The organism is Pseudomonas sp. NPDC087614, from assembly GCF_044743485.1.
GTDB lineage: Bacteria > Pseudomonadota > Gammaproteobacteria > Pseudomonadales > Pseudomonadaceae > Aquipseudomonas > Aquipseudomonas baetica_A.
Genome location: NZ_JBIUWN010000013.1, coordinates 22,283 through 37,035, shown reverse-complemented (window position 1 = coordinate 37,035; position 14,753 = coordinate 22,283). Strand labels below are relative to the sequence as shown.

Sequence of the window (14,753 nt, the reverse complement as noted above, 5' to 3'; positions counted from 1 at the left end):
CGGGCGGTTATGCCAACCACTAGACCAGGCGTTCAATCTTCTGATGCCGCCAGACCAGTTTGTAATACAACGTCTGCAACACCAGCATGCCCAGATACGCCACCGGAAACGCCATCCACACACCCTGCAAGCCAAAGTGCCCGTCCAGCCAATACGCCGCCGGCAATTGCACGCCCACCACGCAGACAATCGCAATCACCACCGGCACCAACACCGTGCCACTGGCGCGCATGATCCCGCCGATGATTGCCTGGAAACCGAACACCAACAGGCTCCACAACATGATGTGCAACAGGTGTTCAGCCATTGCTCGGGTCGAGTCGTCGGTGAGGAATAACCCCAGCAACCAGTGCGACAGCACATAGCCCAGCACAATCAGGCCACCGGTCAGGCACACATTGATCAACAGCCCCGTGCGCAGGATCGGCCCCATGCGCTCCAGCCGCCCGGCCCCGATGGCCTGTGCGCCCAGGATCGAAGCGGTGATCGCAATCGACAACGCCGGGAACTGCACATAGTTGACGATCTGCGTCACCGCGCCATACGCCGCCGTCGCTTGCGAGCCGTGCTGGTTGACCAGCGCCAGAATCACCAGTTCCGACAGCGACAGCACGATCATCTGCACGCCGGTCGGCAGGCCGATACGCAGGACCTTGCCAAGAATCACCCCGTCCAGGCGCAGCGCTTTAAAGAACTCGCGATCGGGCGCCAATGGATGACCCTTGCGGATCAGCCGCCATGCAAGCCACGCCATCGCCGACAGGTTGCCGGCGAGCCCCGCAAACGCTGCACTCTGGATGCCCAGTTGCGGCAAGCCGAACCAGCCACGAATCAACGCCGGTGTCAGCGCAAGCCCCACACAGGTCGACACCATCAGTGCCAGCAGTGGCGAAACCGTGTCGCTCACCCCGCGCAACAACTGCGTGAACAGCACAAAGGCCAGCAGCGACGGCAAAATCCACATCATCACATGGGCATACGCCACCGCATCGTCCAGCACGTCGGCGGGCGTGCCCAACCCCGTCAACGCCTGCCGCGCAAACACACTGCCCAACACCGCTGCCACCAGACCAATCAACACCCCAAGCAACAGCGTTGCCCCGGCAATCGCCTTGACCATGTGCGATTCGCGCGCCCCCCATGCCTGACCGATCAACACCCCCGCGCCCGCACCCAGGCCAATCACCAGAGCGATAAAAAAGAACACCACGGGAAACATGCCCGACACCGCCGCCAGCGCCTGGGTGCCCAGCATCTGACCGATGTAGATGCTGTTGATCGTGCCCGACATCGATTGCAGGAAGTTGGACAGCACCATCGGCGCAAGGAACAGCAGGTAGGTTTGCCAGAGGGGTTTGGTGGCGGTGGGGGTTTGCATTAAATGAGGTCCATCTCGACGGCGGGAAGGCTGATTGAGGATAGCTTCGGTGAGTTGGGTGCGGGGTGCAATTAACATTTCAGTCAGTGTTGATTCTTGCGCACCTTGTCTGTGTAACGGGCATGGGTCTGTTATGTGTCGGTTCGCAGTTGTGGTAAACAACAACCCGTTAATGTCATCCATTGAGGTTCTGTTCATGCCCCCCTTTCGAAAGCTGCTGATCAGCACTGGCCTAGCCTTACTCGCTGGCACTTCTCACGCTGCTACATCGACGCCAGCTCCTGAGTCCTTGCAACCGTTGCTGCTGACACTGAACGAACGCCTGAATATCGGCGATCTCGTCGCTTTGACCAAGTGGGACAGCGGCAAACCGATTCAGGACAGTCCACGGGAAGCGCAGGTCATCGCCAATGCCCGCACGCTGGCCAGCGAGCGCAAGCTCGATCCGGAAGATGTCTCGCAGTTGATTGCCGCGCAAATGGAAGCCAACAAACTGGTGCAATACGGTTTGCTGGCCCAATGGCAAGCGGCCGGTGCCGCGCCGAACACGCCGCGCCCGGATCTGGGCAAGCAGATTCGCCCGCGTCTGGATGAACTGCAAACCCGTCTGCTGCAGCAATATGCCGACTTTGCGCCTTATCGTCATGATTCCAGTTGCCCGGCCTGGCTCGCCAAGGCGCGCAGCGGTCTGACCCATGACGCGTTGCATGCGTTGGCGCTGACCCGCGCAACCGGGGAGTTGTGTATTCGGGCAATAGCCCCGTAGGACGGGGTTCGGGCAGACATCGCTGGCATCGATAGTCACCATCACGTCAATGAAGTTCTCATAAAAAATCCGCGGCGTAACATCGGCTCCAGACAAACCCAATACACCTCGGAGCACACGATCATGAAACGCCAAACCCTTCTCAGTCTCGCTTTCTCGGTTTTCGCAGTTAACGCTTTTGCCGCCACTCCCGTTCACACCCTGGTCGCTGAAGGCGGCTCGGATCGGTTGATTGAAAGTCGTGTCGCTGAAGGGGGCTCGGATCGTCTGATCGAACGCCGTGTTGCCGAGGGTGGCTCGGATCGTCTGATCGAACGCCGCGTTGCCGAGGGTGGCTCGGATCGTCTGATCGAACGCCGCGTTGCATGAATCACTGGCGCCACCACTGTCCCATCGAAGAGCCCGGCCTGATCAGCCGGGCTTTTTTGCGTCCACTGTTTCGGCACGTTTCATCAACCACATCGCTGGCAGCCCATCGACGATGTCGCATACCATGGCGCCACTCACACAAAGACAGACATCGCTCATGCTCAAAGCCAGTCTGCGTAGCCACCTCACCCTTTGGTTTACCGGTTTGTCCCTGCTGACGTTGTTGAGTGTCGGCTTTTATGTCGGGCACATCGCCACCGAACAGATGAAACAGGCCAGCGGTAATGCGCTGCTCAATACTGCGCGGTCGGCGGCCACGTCGCTCGGCGAACAACTGCGCGAGCGCCAGCTTGAGGTTTATATGCTCAGCCGGGCGCCTCATCTGGAGCGTGGCGATCTCGATAACCCGGCGATTCTGAAGTCGATGCAGTTGCGCACTCAGGCGCGTACCGAGTACGCGTGGATGGGCGTAACCGACGCCGAGGGTCGCGTACATCAAGCCGTGAATGGGCTGTTGGTCGGTCAATCGGTGCAGCAACGACCGTGGTTTCAGGCCGGGTTACGTGGCCAATACACCGGTGATCCCCATGAAGCCGTGCTGCTGGCCAAGTTACTCCCGGGCATGCCAAACGGCGAACCGCTGCGTTTTATCGATTTTGCCGCTCCCATCCACAATGCCGAGGGCCAGGTGATTGGCGTGCTCGGCGCCCACGCTCACTGGAGCTGGATCACGCGTATCGTCGAATCGGCGGCGTTTTCGCACAAGAACGCTTCGCCGGACATTGAGGCGCTGATCATCGATAACGACGGGAAGGTCTTGTATCCCGAAGCCCTGATGGGCCAGCAACTGGCAACGAACGATTCGAAGTCGAGCGGATGGTCCGTCGGTAACGGTTATCTGACCAGCATGGTCACCGTGCCCACGCCATCAACCACGGAACTGTCGTGGTCGATTGCCTTACGTCAGCCACTGGAAACCGCACTGCAACCGGCACACCTGCTGCTCTATAAGCTGTTGATTCTTGGGGTTTTCGCAGCCGTGATATTTGGTGTGGTGGCGTATTACCTGGCGCTGTATCTGAGCCGTCCGATCGAGCAACTCGCGCGCTCGGCCAAACAGGTACAGGACAACCAGCCCGGCGCGCACTTCCCTCTTCAACATCCGGTTCGGGAAATTGCCCAGCTCGGCCAGTCAATCGAGGCGATGACCCATTCGCTGCTCGGCAAAGAGCGCGAACTGCAGCAAGCCAACGCCACGCTCGAAGCCACCGTGGCACAACGCACCGCCGACCTCATGCAGGCCAACGCCGAGTTGCTGAACCTCGCGACTCACGACGCCCTGACCGGCGTCTTCAACCGTCGCCGTTTCGACGAAAAACTCACCGAATACAGCCTGCTGTTCCGGCGCACGGGGCGGCCGTTCGCGTTACTGCTGATCGACGCCGACCACTTCAAACGCATCAATGACACCCACGGTCATGCGGTCGGCGACGAAGTGCTGCAACAATTGGCGCAATTGATTCAGACCAGCCTGCGCACCACCGACTTCGTGGCACGTTACGGCGGTGAGGAATTCGCCGTACTGCTGCCGGAAATCAGCATGCCCGACACGCCTGAGAGGGTCGCCGAGAAGATCCGCGCTGCAGTTGCCGAGGCTGATTTCGCCACCGCCGGGCAGGTGACGGTCAGCGTTGGTGTCGGGTTGGCTGACCCGGCGGACAACAGCCCCGGCAATCTGATCAAGCGCGCGGATCAGCAGTTGTATCAGGCCAAAGCGGCGGGTCGTAATCAAGTGGCCAGCCACGGTTACAGTGCAACGCCGACACAACCGTAGGCGTTGCCTGGTTTCACTGGGCAGCGCCTACCGGGGAAAACATCTGCAGATACGCCAGCAGATTTTCGAGTTTTTCCTCGTCGCTCAGCCCCCAGAAAATCATCCGCGTGCCCGGCACCACGCCCTTGGGATCTTTCAGGTAAGCCTTCAGTGTTTCGTGATCCCAGGTCACCCCTGAGTTCTTCATTGCTTCGGAATACACGTAATTCGCCGACGTCCCGGCCGGTCGACCGATGATGCCGTTGAGCTGTGGGCCAAATCCCGGGCGAGCGGATTCGCCGACCTGATGGCAGCCGCCACACAGGCGCGGGAAGATTTTTGCGCCGGCTTCAGGGTCGCCTGCGGCGTGGGCAGTGGTGCTGAGCAAGCCAGCCGTGAGGATCAGAACTGAAGACAGTGACGCGCGGTTTTTCATTTAGGGTTCCGGGTCGGCATAAAAGACGGGCGGCGCAAGGGTAGCACTTTGGTTTTCACAGGTAAGCGCCAACGACCTTTCTGACAGTGGTCAAGGCCTGGCGCAACACCGCCATGTCCACCGAGCCCAATGCCAGGCGAATCGCGTGTGGCGCATGGGTCGACACGGAAAACGGCTCGGCGGTGGTGACCGAAATCTGTTCGTGCATCAATTCGACGACCATTTGATCGGCGCGCACGTCTTCCGGCAGCGGGAGCCACAGGAAGTACGAGGACGGATGGCCGATGCAGGTCAGCCCTTTGAGCCACTCGGCGGCCAATGCCTGGCGCGCCTTGGCGTCTTGGCGTTTTTGTTCTTCAAGCCGTGTGACGGTGCCGTCGTCGAGCCAGCCGCAGGCCAGCGCCGTCATCACGCCCGGCGTGTTCCAGGTGGTAGCGCGAATGATGCGCTCCAGTGCCGGCACCCTGGGCGCAGGCGCCGCGATAAAGCCGACGCGCAGGCCCGTGGCAATATTCTTGGAAAGTCCCGACACGTACACCGTGCGCTCAGGCGCCAGGTCGACCAACGCACGCGGTGGGTTTTCCACCAGAAACGCGTAGGCCGCATCTTCAATGATGGTCAGATCATGCCGCCGGGCAATCGCGACCATTTGCTCACGCTGCTCAAGAGGCGTCACCCACCCTAACGGATTGTGCAGGGTCGGCATGCTGTAGACGGCGCGCACCGAACGGCTGCGACAGAGCGTTTCCAGCGCCTGAAGATCCGGCCCCTGATCGCCGAGCGGGATCGCCACCACTTCCAGATGCAGGGCCTCGGCCAACACCTTGAACCCGGAATAGGTCAGCGCATCCGCCGCGATCACGTCGCCCGGTTTGAGCAGCGCCATCAACGTCACCGCCAGACCTTGCTGGGCACCGTTAACGATCAGCACTTGCTCGGTGTCGACCTGTACGCCACGGGTTTGCAAGTGTCGAGCGACAGAGGCGCGTTCGTGTTGACGACCCGCGTGGGGTTGGTAGCGCAGCAGCGCTTCGAGATCACCGGACAATGCCAATTGCCGCAGCGCAGTGCGCAACAGGTCAGCCTGACCGGGCAGCGACGGGTAATTGAAATTGAGGTCGATCATGCCGACCGCTACGTCCTTTTGATCAATGCCCAGCCCCGCCGATAACGACGTTTCACGCACAAACGTCCCTCGTCCGGTCTCGCCGCTGACCAGGCCCATCGCCTCCAGTTCGGCGTACACCCGCGAGGCCGTGACCAACGCCAACCCCTCTTTGGCGGCCAGTTCTCGATGAGTGGGCAATCGCGTACCGGGCGCCAAACGGCCCGCGCGAATATCGGCGGCGTAGAGGTCAACGAGGGTCTTGTAGCGCGAGCGTGGCATGTCGGAATGTATCCATGACAATTCTTTGATTGTGCTGATTTTCGGCCCCAGCATGGCGGCAATGCAACCCCACCTTTGAGCGTGCCTTAACATGGAACGGATTTCGAACCTGACTCACCCGGCCGTGGAAAAAACCAGCGGCTGGATCAACGGTTTTATCGGCGTGGTGATCTTCAGCGGATCGCTGCCGGCCACGCGGGTGGCGGTGCTGGAGTTCGATCCGGTGTTTCTCACCGTGGTGCGCGCCGCCATCGCCGGGTTGTTGGCGGTGACATGGCTGTGGTTGTTTCGAGCGCGGCGACCGGCACCGACTCAGTGGCGGTCGTTGCTGATTGTGGCCATGGGTGTGGTGCTTGGGTTTCCACTGTTGACCGCACTCGCGTTGCAACACGTCACGTCGGCGCATTCGATTGTTTTTGTAGGATTGCTGCCACTGTCTACTGCGATGTTCGCCGTGCTGCGCGGCGGTGAGCGGCCTCGACCGGTGTTCTGGGGCTTTTCGCTTCTGGGCAGTGCCTTCGTGGTGGGCTTCGCGCTATCCCAGGGTATCAGCGCCTCGCCCACCGGTGACTTGCTGATGCTCGCGGCGATTCTGGCGTGCGGCCTGGGTTATGCCGAAGGCGCAAAACTGTCGCGAAGCCTCGGCGGCTGGCAGGTGATCTGCTGGGCATTGGTGTTGTCGTTACCCGTGATGGCACTGTTGAGTCTGTGGCTGGCGCCCGCCTCGCTCAATCACATCAGCCTGTCGGCGTGGCTGTGCCTGGCCTACGTGTCGCTGTTCAGCATGTTGATCGGGTTTGTGTTCTGGTATCGCGCACTGGCGCAGGGCGGGATCGCGGCAGTGGGGCAGTTGCAGTTGCTGCAACCGTTTTTCGGTTTGGCGCTGGCCGCGACGTTGCTGCATGAACAAGTCAGCATCGGCATGCTCGCGGTGACGCTGGGCGTGATTGTGTGTGTGGCCGGGGCGAAGAAATTCGCCCGGTAATGCTCAAGTGCCGGCCTTCCACTCCCGAGGGCTTGATCCGGTCTTGCGTCGAAACGCCCGGGCCAGCGCCGAAGGACTTTCGTAACCGACCTCTTCGGCGATCAGTGCAATCGGTTTGCCCTCGCGCAGGCGTTTCTGCGCGAGGCTGACCCGCCAACTCAGCAGGTAATCGGCCGGAGTCTGCCCGACGACGCGGCGAAACTGCTCGGCAAATCCGGCGCGGGACAGATTGGCAGCAGTCGCCAGGTCAGCCACGCTCCAAGGTTTTGCCGGTTGTTCGTGTATCAGGTTCAAGGTGCGAGACAGACGCGGATCGGCCAGCCCGGCCATCATCCCCGGTTGTTGGTCACGATTGCTGATGAGGTGGCGCAACAGCAGAATCACCAGCAATTCGAACAGCCGATCCATCACGGCGACGCGCCCGCAATGCCCTTCGAAAGCTTCCTTGAACAGCCACTCCAGGGTATTGCCCAGCTCGGGGATCTCGGTGAGTTTGAGCACCAGATAATCCGGCAGCGCGGCCGCCAGAGCGTTTCCGGAGCCGCCGTCAAAGGTCAGTGTCGCGCAGACCACTCTCGTGTCCATGGACTCGTCGGCAAACATTCGGTGGGCAAAGGGTCTGGGAAAAAAAACCAGCGACGGTTCATCGAGTCGTATCTCACGCTCATTGCCCGGTTTGAGCAACAACTCCCCCGCCTGCAGCAGATGCACATGCCCGTTTGGCTCGCCGTCGTGAACGCTGACGCCGCAAAAGTTGCCGCTGTGAAACGTGCCGGCATGGACAGCGAAATGACTGAGTAACGTGGAAAGGCGATCCATGGGCGACTCCTCAACGGCATATCTGGACGAACTGTCGCATATCCTCGACGATTTGCAGCCAATACGCCAGTCACCCTCATTAACATCCTCTCCATCGCCGGTGCACTTCGCACCGGACTTTCGGAGAATCACCATGAGCCGCATCCACGCTATCAGCCTCGACACCGCCACCGACGCCACCCGCCCGGTACTCGAAGGCGTAAAAAAGAAAATCGGCTTCCTGCCCAACGTGTTCACCACACTGGCCAAGGCCCCGGTGGCGCTTGAGACCTACCTGCAAGCCTCCGCGATACTCGGTAAAACCTCGCTGAGCGCCAAGGAGAAAGAAGCGGTTTACCTCGCCACTTCGCAGGTCAACGGTTGCGATTATTGCCTGGCGGCGCACACCCTGTTTGCCAGCAAGGCCGGACTATCGACGCAGGACATCGGCGCAGCGCGTCAGGGCGAACTCAATGCCTACGCCGCCCTCGCCCATCAACTCACCGAAAGCCGAGGTCAGTTGAGCGATGAGCAGATTGCCGCCGCCCGCGCTGCCGGGATCGATGACACGAAAATAATTGAGGTGATTGCGCTGGTGGCGGTACAGACACTGACCAACTACCTGAACAATGCAGCGTTGACCGATATCGATTTCCCGGCAATCTGAAACCTGGATACACAAAACCCTGTGGGAGCCAGGTTGCTGGCTCCCACTGTTGATCAGTGGTGCTCCACTCCGGCACGTTTGAGCAGTTTCTTGCAGCGTTCCGACAGATGAAACACCTGCAAATGCTTGCCGGCCTTTTCGTAACGCTCACGCAGGGTTTTCAGCGCGGCAATCGCCGAGTAATCGACAAAGCTCAAATGCCGGCAATCCAGCGTCACTTTTTGCGGATCGTTGGCCGGGTCGAACTGGTTGAGGAACGGCGTCGCCGAGGCGAAAAACAGCGTGCCGTGCAAGCGATAGAGTTTGCTGCCGTCGGCTTCCATGTGCTGATCGGCGTACAACTCGCGAGCCTGCTGCCAGGCAAAATTCAACGCGGCGATGATGATCCCGCACAGCACCGCCGTGGCCAGATCGGTGAACACGGTGATGATGGTCACAGCGATGATCACCAGCACATCGTTGAGCGGCACTTTGTTCGCCACCCGCAACGAGGCCCACGCGAAGGTCTGCTGCGAGACCACGAACATCACGCCGACCAGCGCCGCCAGCGGAATACGCTCGATCAGCGGCGACAGAAACAGAATGAACAACAGGATCAGCACGCCCGCCACCACGCCGGATAAACGCCCGCGCCCGCCAGAGCTCAAGTTGATCACGGTCTGGCCGATCATCGCGCAGCCGCCCATGCCACCAAAGGCACCGGAGACCATGTTCGCCGCACCCAGCGCCACGCATTCGCGATCCGGGTAGCCACGGGTTTCGGTGATTTCGTCAGTGAGGTTGAGGGTCAGCAGGGTTTCCAGCAGGCCGACCAGCGCCATCAGGATCGCGTAGGGGGCGATGATGCGCAGGGTTTCAAAGTTCCACGGGATGTCCGGCAACGCGAAGGTCGGCAGGCCACCAGCGATATGCGCCATGTCACCGAGGGTGCGGGTCGGCAGGCCGAGCAGATACACCAGCAGGCCAACACCGAGGATCGCCACCAGTGCCGGCGGCACCGCACGGGTCAGGCGCGGCAAGATGTAGACGATAGCCATGGTCAACAGCACAAGCCCGGTCATCAGGTACAGCGGCGTGCCGCTGAGCCAGTCTTCACCGCTCTTGAAATGCTCCAGTTGCGCCAGCGCAATGATGATCGCCAGGCCGTTGACGAAGCCGAGCATCACCGGGTGCGGCACCATTCGCACCAGTTTACCCAGGCGCAACAGCCCGAACGCCATCATGATCAAACCGCCCAGCAACACCGTTGCCAGCAGATATTGCACGCCTTGCTGCACCACCAGCGCAACGATTACCACCGCCATCGAACCTGCCGCACCGGAGACCATCCCAGGCCTGCCACCGAACAACGCGGTCAGCGTACAAATGATGAAGGCGCCGTACAGGCCCATCAGCGGATTGAGGTGGGCCACCAGCGCAAATGCAATGCATTCGGGCAACAGGGCGAACGAGGTAGTGAGTCCGGCCAGGACATCGGCGCGCAGACGTATCGGTTTCATGGCTTACCTGATTGAGCGGCCGACAAACACGGCCGCTTTTATTGGGTGAAAAGAGTGTTGCGCAAAAGAGGGTTGCGAATGTTACGGAATTGTCCGCGATGGGGCCAGTGATCGCTGACACTTGTGGACCCGCGCTTTATGCTGGCGCTCTTGTGCACTGATCGAGTTCGAACATGGCTGTATTTCTGACCGCCCGCGAGGTTTGCCAACGATTGCGTGAGGCTGCGCTGGGCGTACTCGCGCTCAAGGTGTGCGAAACATCCACCGGATCAGGATGGGTAGTGGTCGACATCGAAGGCTGGCACCTGCTGCTGGATTTTGCAGGACAACAGTTGCATCACTGTGAATACGCCCGCAATCCCGATGGCCAGGAAGGCACGCTTGAGACGTGGCAGCGCTATGGCACTGATCCGGTGAGTTTGCTCAGTACCTGGGAATTGGCGCAGGTTGAAGCCTTGTTGATGGGGCCGGCGAACACGGTTGCTCAATGATGGCACTATGCCCATAATTCGCCCCCCTTATATTCCCACGCAAGGAACTGCCGTGAAGAAGTCGCTATTGTTGATCCCGATGTTGGCGCTGTTGCTGCAAGGGTGTGGCATGACCATGACCCGCTATGAACCGAGCTACGAAAACGTCCAGAAGCTCAAACAAACCCCGCCGCTGCATGCGATCAGCAATCCTCAGGTCACCGCGCAATCCGGTGAAGGCTCGCTGTTTGTGCGCGCCAATCCTGTCCGTTCACCGTCCGGCAGCATCCCGGCGCACATCCAGGACGCCATCACCGAAGAACTGCGCAAGGCCGGTCTGCTGGATCCGCAAGCGCAGCGTCAGTTGAAAGTGCTGGTGGTGAAGAACGAACTCAGCGCCGGCATGGGCACGGGTAACGGCAAACTGGCTGCGCGTTTCACCCTGCTCAACGGCAACGATGTGGTGTACGACGCGACCAAGGATGTCAGCAGCCAATGGAGCAGCAGCTTCTTCGGGTTTATTGCGATCCCGAACGCGGTCAACGCTTACAACCCGATGCTGCGTGACCTTCTGAAGGAACTGTACAGCGATCCGCAGTTCGTTCAGGCATTGAAGTAACAGACAAAAAAAGAGCCGCAATCGCGGCTCTTTTTTTGGCTTCAGGCCCGTGGGATTTGGGCTCCAAGTGATGAGTATTTCAGGCTGTTGCGCTCGACCATTTGCTTGAGCAGTGCGTTGACCTGGCGAGTGAAGGTGTCACTCATTGCCTCTTTAGGCGTGTTGGCCATCAGCGGGATGAACCAGATACCGAACCAGGTGCCAATTGCATCGTGATTGCTCGCGGTCGTCGTCGCCTGACCTTGATCATCGAGGGTTTCCAGGCTCATGGTGTACTGATCGGTGCCATAAGCCGGGATCACCATCATGCTGAAACCGCTGATGAACGCCAGCACCATTTGCCCACCATTAGGCGGATGGTTGTACACCTTCAAACGCAGGTTGTAGTCGCCCGGCTGCTTCTGAAATTCGTCCAGAGTGACACGGCCGAACAGGCCGGAGTCGGAGAGGATTTTCTGCAGTTGTGGCTTGAGTTGATCGCGCGCCTGCGGCACTTCAGTGGCAGAGGCACTTTTCGGCTCGCCCTGATAGAAATCGAAATCAACATAAACATTTGGCTTATTGGCGTAATTGGCCATCGACGGCAGTGTCACCGGCGCCACTTCATCTTGGGTGAAACTGGCGCAACCGCCCAGCGTGATGACCAGGCCCAGCGCCAGGACTTTCCCGAATTGCATAATGTCTGTCCCTCTGTAAACAATGCCGAATGATGGCAATACGCCTCCACCTCGGAAGCCGGGCGGATTCTAGAGCGCGCGACCGTTTGGGGAAAGACTGAATGGGAAAAACTGGCAAAAAATTTGTCTTCACTGATGCCAAACGAGCTGACTGATTCCAGACCAAGGAAAACCTTTACTGCAAAGTGCTGCCGGGTTTTGTCGAACCGCTGCGGGAAGCCTCGGCGGTGCTGCGCGAAAGCGATGATCCGCTGATCGGCTTGCGCGCCTATGTGGCGGCGCGAATTCGGATCGCTCGCGAGCATCCGTGCATCGCCGAAGTGTCCAGCGCTGAACGGCTGTTCGGCAGTCAGCAGTCGCCGGCTGAATGCCGTGATTGCTGCACGCCGAATCGCAGTGCAATGTTGAATGACCCACCGCTTTCGCGAGCAAGCCCGCTCCCACATGGACGACTCGGTGTGGCTAGAACACGATATCGACGGCAGGTTTGACGTCGACCCGCGCCACGGAACCGGTCAGGTGCGCGAGGTCTTTGTTGTGTTCGGCAATGATGTCTTCAGCCTTCATGTTGCCGTTATCAAGGGTGGAATGAGCGTCCGAGGCCAGCACCACGTCGTAACCCAACTGATGGGCCTGGCGCACGGTAGCGTTGACGCAGTAGTCGGTTTGCAGGCCGCAGATCACCAGGCTTTCAAAGTCTTCGATCGGCAGCAGCTTGCTCAGATCGGTCTGATAGAAAGAGTCCGGTGTGGTTTTGCGTACTCGCAGATCGTTCGCCGAGGTCTCAAGCCCTTCGGCGAGTTGCCAGCCTTCGGCGCCATGAGCCAGGGGGCTGTCGTTTTCCTCATGTTGAATGAACACCACCGGAACCCCTGACTGACGCGCGCGGGCGCTGAGGTCGTTGATGGTGTCGATCACGCGGAGGACGTCGTAGCACTGGTATTGGCCCGAGCACAGGGCATGCTGGACGTCGATGATCAGTAATGCGGTTGTCATGATGAGCCTTCCTTGATCAATCCTTGAGGCGGGGACGGACGCGAGCCCGCCCCCTTTTTTTACGCCTTTCAGTAACCCAGCGACAACCCGGTATTGCGACGTGGGTCGTTGGCGCCGTAGAAACGGTTTTTCCCTACCGGCTGACCGCCCAGTGACGGCGCACCCACCAGGATCGCGGCAATGTGGTTGGCATCCTGCGGCCCGGCAAACTTGTGGCCCCAGCTCTCGAGGATCTTCTTCGTGTCCGGGCTGGCGGCGAAGTCTTCGAGGTTGGTTTCTTCCGGCATCCATTGCTGGTGAAAGCGCGGCGCATCGACCGCTTCCTGCAAGCCCATGCCGTAGTCGATGACGTTGAGCATGGTCAGCAAGGTGGCCGTGATGATGCGGCTTCCGCCCGGCGTGCCGACCACCATCACCACTTTGCCGTCCTTGGTGACGATGGTCGGGCTCATCGACGACAGCGGTGCCTTGCCCGGCGCAATGGCGTTGGCTTCGCCCTGCACCAGACCGTACATATTCGGCACGCCGACCTTGGAGGTGAAGTCGTCCATTTCGTCGTTGAGGATCACCCCGGTCTTGCTCGCCATCACGCCCGCGCCAAACCAGTCATTGAGGGTGTAAGTGACCGACACCGCATTGCCCCACTTGTCGACGATCGAATAGTGCGTGGTGTTGCTACCTTCATGGGGCGCCACGCCGGGTTTCAACTCAGCCGACACGCCGGCCTTCTGCGGCTGGATCGCATTGCGCAGCTGGGTCGCATAGTTTTTGTCCAACAGGTGCCCGATCGGATTCTTCACGAAATCCGGATCGCCGAGGTAGCTGTTGCGATCCACGTAAGCGTGACGCATCGCTTCGATCTGGTAGTGCATGCCTTGGGCCGAATGGAAGCCCAGATCCTTCATCGGATAGCCTTCAAGAATGTTCATGATCTCGCAGATCACCACACCGCCGGAGCTCGGTGGTGGTGCCGAAACCACGTGATAGCCTCGGTAATCGCACTCAATGGGCGCCAGCTCGCGCGTCTTGTATTTATCGAGGTCGGCCTGAGTGATGATGCCTTTGTTGGCCTGACTGGACGTGACGATGGCGTCGGCCACCCAGCCTTTATAGAAACCGTCGGCGCCTTTTTCGGAAATGGTGCGCAGGGTCTTGCCGAGGTCCTTCTGCACCAGTTTTTGCCCGACCTGCATCGGCTCGCCGTTGCTGAGGAAAATCGAGCCGGAATCACGCATGTCCTTTTTGAACACGTCGGTGGCGTATTCGAGCAGCTCGACGTCACCCTGCTCCAGCTCGAATCCGTCCTCGGCCAATTTAATCGCCGGGGCGATCATCTCCGTGCGTGGTTTGGTCCCGTACTTGCTCAGCGCCAATTCCATACCGGACACAGTGCCGGGCACGCCGACCGCCAGGTGCCCACGGGTACTCAGGTCGGGGATGACGTTACCTTCCTTGTCGAGGTACATGTTGGCGGTCGCGGCCAGTGGGGCTTTTTCGCGGAAATCGAGGAAGGTCTTGCGCCCGTCCGCCAATTGAATGGTCATGAAGCCGCCACCACCAAGATTGCCCGCAGCGGGATAAACCACCGCCAGCGCATAACCCACCGCCACCGCCGCATCCACCGCGTTACCGCCACTTTTCAATACATCGACGCCCACATGAGTGGCCAGGTGTTGCGCGGTCACCACCATGCCGTTTTCGGCGGCAACCGGCGCCACCGACGCGGCGTGAGCCATCACGCAACTGAGTGCCAGTGAGGTCGCAATCAGCGATTTGGTCAACGGTTCGTACTTCATGAGTCGATCTCTTTTTTGTTTTAGGGGCTGTGCAAAACAGAGGGGAACGCTTCAAACGCATCAAGCAGTATGGCCGGGTTTGCGCATTGCGCCTGCC

General features: G+C 59.9%; 15 protein-coding genes and 1 pseudogene. 8 read left to right on the top strand and 8 right to left on the bottom strand.

All coding sequences use genetic code 11. The features are described from left to right. Positions 1-19: 19 nt before the first annotated feature. Positions 20-1,378, bottom strand: a complete 1,359-nt coding sequence (locus ACIOWA_RS07665; protein ID WP_339433850.1) for an MATE family efflux transporter — start codon at positions 1,376-1,378, stop codon at positions 20-22. Between the two features lie 196 nt (positions 1,379-1,574). Here ACIOWA_RS07665 and ACIOWA_RS07660 point away from each other — a divergent pair, with 196 nt between their 5' ends. The 3 genes and pseudogenes from ACIOWA_RS07660 (at position 1,575) to ACIOWA_RS07650 (ending at position 4,347) form a co-directional block, all read left to right on the top strand. Further along, a complete protein-coding gene (locus ACIOWA_RS07660; RefSeq protein ID WP_339433851.1) occupies positions 1,575-2,144 on the top strand; it encodes a chorismate mutase in 570 nt (189 codons plus the stop codon). A 123-nt stretch (positions 2,145-2,267) separates the two neighbouring features. Beyond that, positions 2,268-2,510: pseudogene (locus tag ACIOWA_RS07655) on the top strand (hypothetical protein); the annotation flags it as partial. Positions 2,511-2,670: 160 nt separating this feature from the next. Then, positions 2,671-4,347 (top strand): diguanylate cyclase, encoded by a 1,677-nt coding sequence (locus ACIOWA_RS07650; RefSeq protein ID WP_401159098.1) that lies wholly within the window; start codon positions 2,671-2,673, stop codon positions 4,345-4,347. Positions 4,348-4,360: 13 nt separating this feature from the next. Here ACIOWA_RS07650 and ACIOWA_RS07645 read toward each other — a convergent pair whose 3' ends face one another. Together ACIOWA_RS07645 and ACIOWA_RS07640 are read right to left on the bottom strand one after the other, a co-directional pair. Next, a complete protein-coding gene (locus tag ACIOWA_RS07645) occupies positions 4,361-4,762 on the bottom strand; it encodes a c-type cytochrome (RefSeq protein ID WP_401159096.1) in 402 nt (133 codons plus the stop codon). Positions 4,763-4,817: 55 nt separating this feature from the next. Next, entirely contained in the window at positions 4,818-6,149 is a 1,332-nt protein-coding gene (locus ACIOWA_RS07640) for a PLP-dependent aminotransferase family protein (protein ID WP_401159094.1), read from the bottom strand. Between the two features lie 91 nt (positions 6,150-6,240). Between ACIOWA_RS07640 and ACIOWA_RS07635 the strand changes: the two genes are divergently transcribed. After that, positions 6,241-7,134, top strand: a complete 894-nt coding sequence (locus tag ACIOWA_RS07635; protein ID WP_401159092.1) for a DMT family transporter — start codon at positions 6,241-6,243, stop codon at positions 7,132-7,134. Between the two features lie 3 nt (positions 7,135-7,137). Here the strand turns inward: ACIOWA_RS07635 and ACIOWA_RS07630 are convergent, their stop codons facing one another. Further along, the gene (locus ACIOWA_RS07630; RefSeq protein WP_401159090.1) at positions 7,138-7,953 is read right to left on the bottom strand and encodes a cupin domain-containing protein; all 816 of its coding nucleotides are present in this window, start codon (positions 7,951-7,953) and stop codon (positions 7,138-7,140) included. Positions 7,954-8,086: 133 nt separating this feature from the next. Between ACIOWA_RS07630 and ACIOWA_RS07625 the strand changes: the two genes are divergently transcribed. Further along, positions 8,087-8,599 carry a carboxymuconolactone decarboxylase family protein gene (locus tag ACIOWA_RS07625; RefSeq protein WP_401159088.1) on the top strand — a complete coding sequence of 171 codons (513 nt, stop codon included), beginning with the start codon at positions 8,087-8,089 and terminating at the stop codon, positions 8,597-8,599. A gap of 53 nt (positions 8,600-8,652) precedes the next feature. Here ACIOWA_RS07625 and ACIOWA_RS07620 read toward each other — a convergent pair whose 3' ends face one another. After that, complete coding sequence (locus tag ACIOWA_RS07620; RefSeq protein ID WP_339434105.1) at positions 8,653-10,098, bottom strand: SulP family inorganic anion transporter; 1,446 nt, start codon at positions 10,096-10,098, stop codon at positions 8,653-8,655. A 173-nt stretch (positions 10,099-10,271) separates the two neighbouring features. Here ACIOWA_RS07620 and ACIOWA_RS07615 point away from each other — a divergent pair, with 173 nt between their 5' ends. Then, on the top strand, positions 10,272-10,589 hold the full coding sequence (locus ACIOWA_RS07615; protein WP_339434104.1) for a hypothetical protein: 318 nt from the start codon (positions 10,272-10,274) through the stop codon (positions 10,587-10,589). Between the two features lie 52 nt (positions 10,590-10,641). Next, positions 10,642-11,187 carry a hypothetical protein gene (locus ACIOWA_RS07610; RefSeq protein WP_339434103.1) on the top strand — a complete coding sequence of 182 codons (546 nt, stop codon included), beginning with the start codon at positions 10,642-10,644 and terminating at the stop codon, positions 11,185-11,187. 41 nt (positions 11,188-11,228) lie between these two features. On the opposite strand, the gene ACIOWA_RS07605 is transcribed toward ACIOWA_RS07610, so the two are convergent. Further along, positions 11,229-11,864, bottom strand: coding sequence for a hypothetical protein (locus ACIOWA_RS07605; RefSeq protein WP_339434102.1), 636 nt, complete (start codon positions 11,862-11,864; stop codon positions 11,229-11,231). A 185-nt stretch (positions 11,865-12,049) separates the two neighbouring features. On the opposite strand from ACIOWA_RS07605, the gene ACIOWA_RS07600 reads away from it, so the two are divergent. Next, positions 12,050-12,355, top strand: coding sequence for a TetR family transcriptional regulator C-terminal domain-containing protein (locus ACIOWA_RS07600; protein WP_339495215.1), 306 nt, complete (start codon positions 12,050-12,052; stop codon positions 12,353-12,355). Here the strand turns inward: ACIOWA_RS07600 and ACIOWA_RS07595 are convergent. Together ACIOWA_RS07595 and ggt are read right to left on the bottom strand one after the other, a co-directional pair. Next, positions 12,327-12,860 (bottom strand): cysteine hydrolase family protein, encoded by a 534-nt coding sequence (locus ACIOWA_RS07595; protein ID WP_401159085.1) that lies wholly within the window; start codon positions 12,858-12,860, stop codon positions 12,327-12,329. The two genes, ACIOWA_RS07600 and ACIOWA_RS07595, sit on opposite strands and share 29 nt — an antisense overlap. Positions 12,861-12,928: 68 nt before the next feature. Continuing rightward, positions 12,929-14,656, bottom strand: a complete 1,728-nt coding sequence (gene ggt / locus ACIOWA_RS07590; RefSeq protein WP_339539006.1) for a gamma-glutamyltransferase — start codon at positions 14,654-14,656, stop codon at positions 12,929-12,931. Positions 14,657-14,753 lie beyond the last annotated feature (97 nt).

Bases quoted from the DNA above. Each gene is read 5' to 3' on its own strand.
- ACIOWA_RS07665 (WP_339433850.1), bottom strand. From the start codon at position 1,378: ATGCAAACCCCCACCGCCACCAAACCCCTCTGGCAAACCTACCTGCTG.
- ACIOWA_RS07660 (WP_339433851.1), top strand. From the start codon at position 1,575: ATGCCCCCCTTTCGAAAGCTGCTGATCAGCACTGGCCTAGCCTTACTC.
- ACIOWA_RS07650 (WP_401159098.1), top strand. From the start codon at position 2,671: ATGCTCAAAGCCAGTCTGCGTAGCCACCTCACCCTTTGGTTTACCGGT.
- ACIOWA_RS07645 (WP_401159096.1), bottom strand. From the start codon at position 4,762: ATGAAAAACCGCGCGTCACTGTCTTCAGTTCTGATCCTCACGGCTGGC.
- ACIOWA_RS07640 (WP_401159094.1), bottom strand. From the start codon at position 6,149: ATGCCACGCTCGCGCTACAAGACCCTCGTTGACCTCTACGCCGCCGAT.
- ACIOWA_RS07635 (WP_401159092.1), top strand. From the start codon at position 6,241: ATGGAACGGATTTCGAACCTGACTCACCCGGCCGTGGAAAAAACCAGC.
- ACIOWA_RS07630 (WP_401159090.1), bottom strand. From the start codon at position 7,953: ATGGATCGCCTTTCCACGTTACTCAGTCATTTCGCTGTCCATGCCGGC.
- ACIOWA_RS07625 (WP_401159088.1), top strand. From the start codon at position 8,087: ATGAGCCGCATCCACGCTATCAGCCTCGACACCGCCACCGACGCCACC.
- ACIOWA_RS07620 (WP_339434105.1), bottom strand. From the start codon at position 10,098: ATGAAACCGATACGTCTGCGCGCCGATGTCCTGGCCGGACTCACTACC.
- ACIOWA_RS07615 (WP_339434104.1), top strand. From the start codon at position 10,272: ATGGCTGTATTTCTGACCGCCCGCGAGGTTTGCCAACGATTGCGTGAG.
- ACIOWA_RS07605 (WP_339434102.1), bottom strand. From the start codon at position 11,864: ATGCAATTCGGGAAAGTCCTGGCGCTGGGCCTGGTCATCACGCTGGGC.
- ACIOWA_RS07595 (WP_401159085.1), bottom strand. From the start codon at position 12,860: ATGACAACCGCATTACTGATCATCGACGTCCAGCATGCCCTGTGCTCG.
- ggt (WP_339539006.1), bottom strand. From the start codon at position 14,656: ATGAAGTACGAACCGTTGACCAAATCGCTGATTGCGACCTCACTGGCA.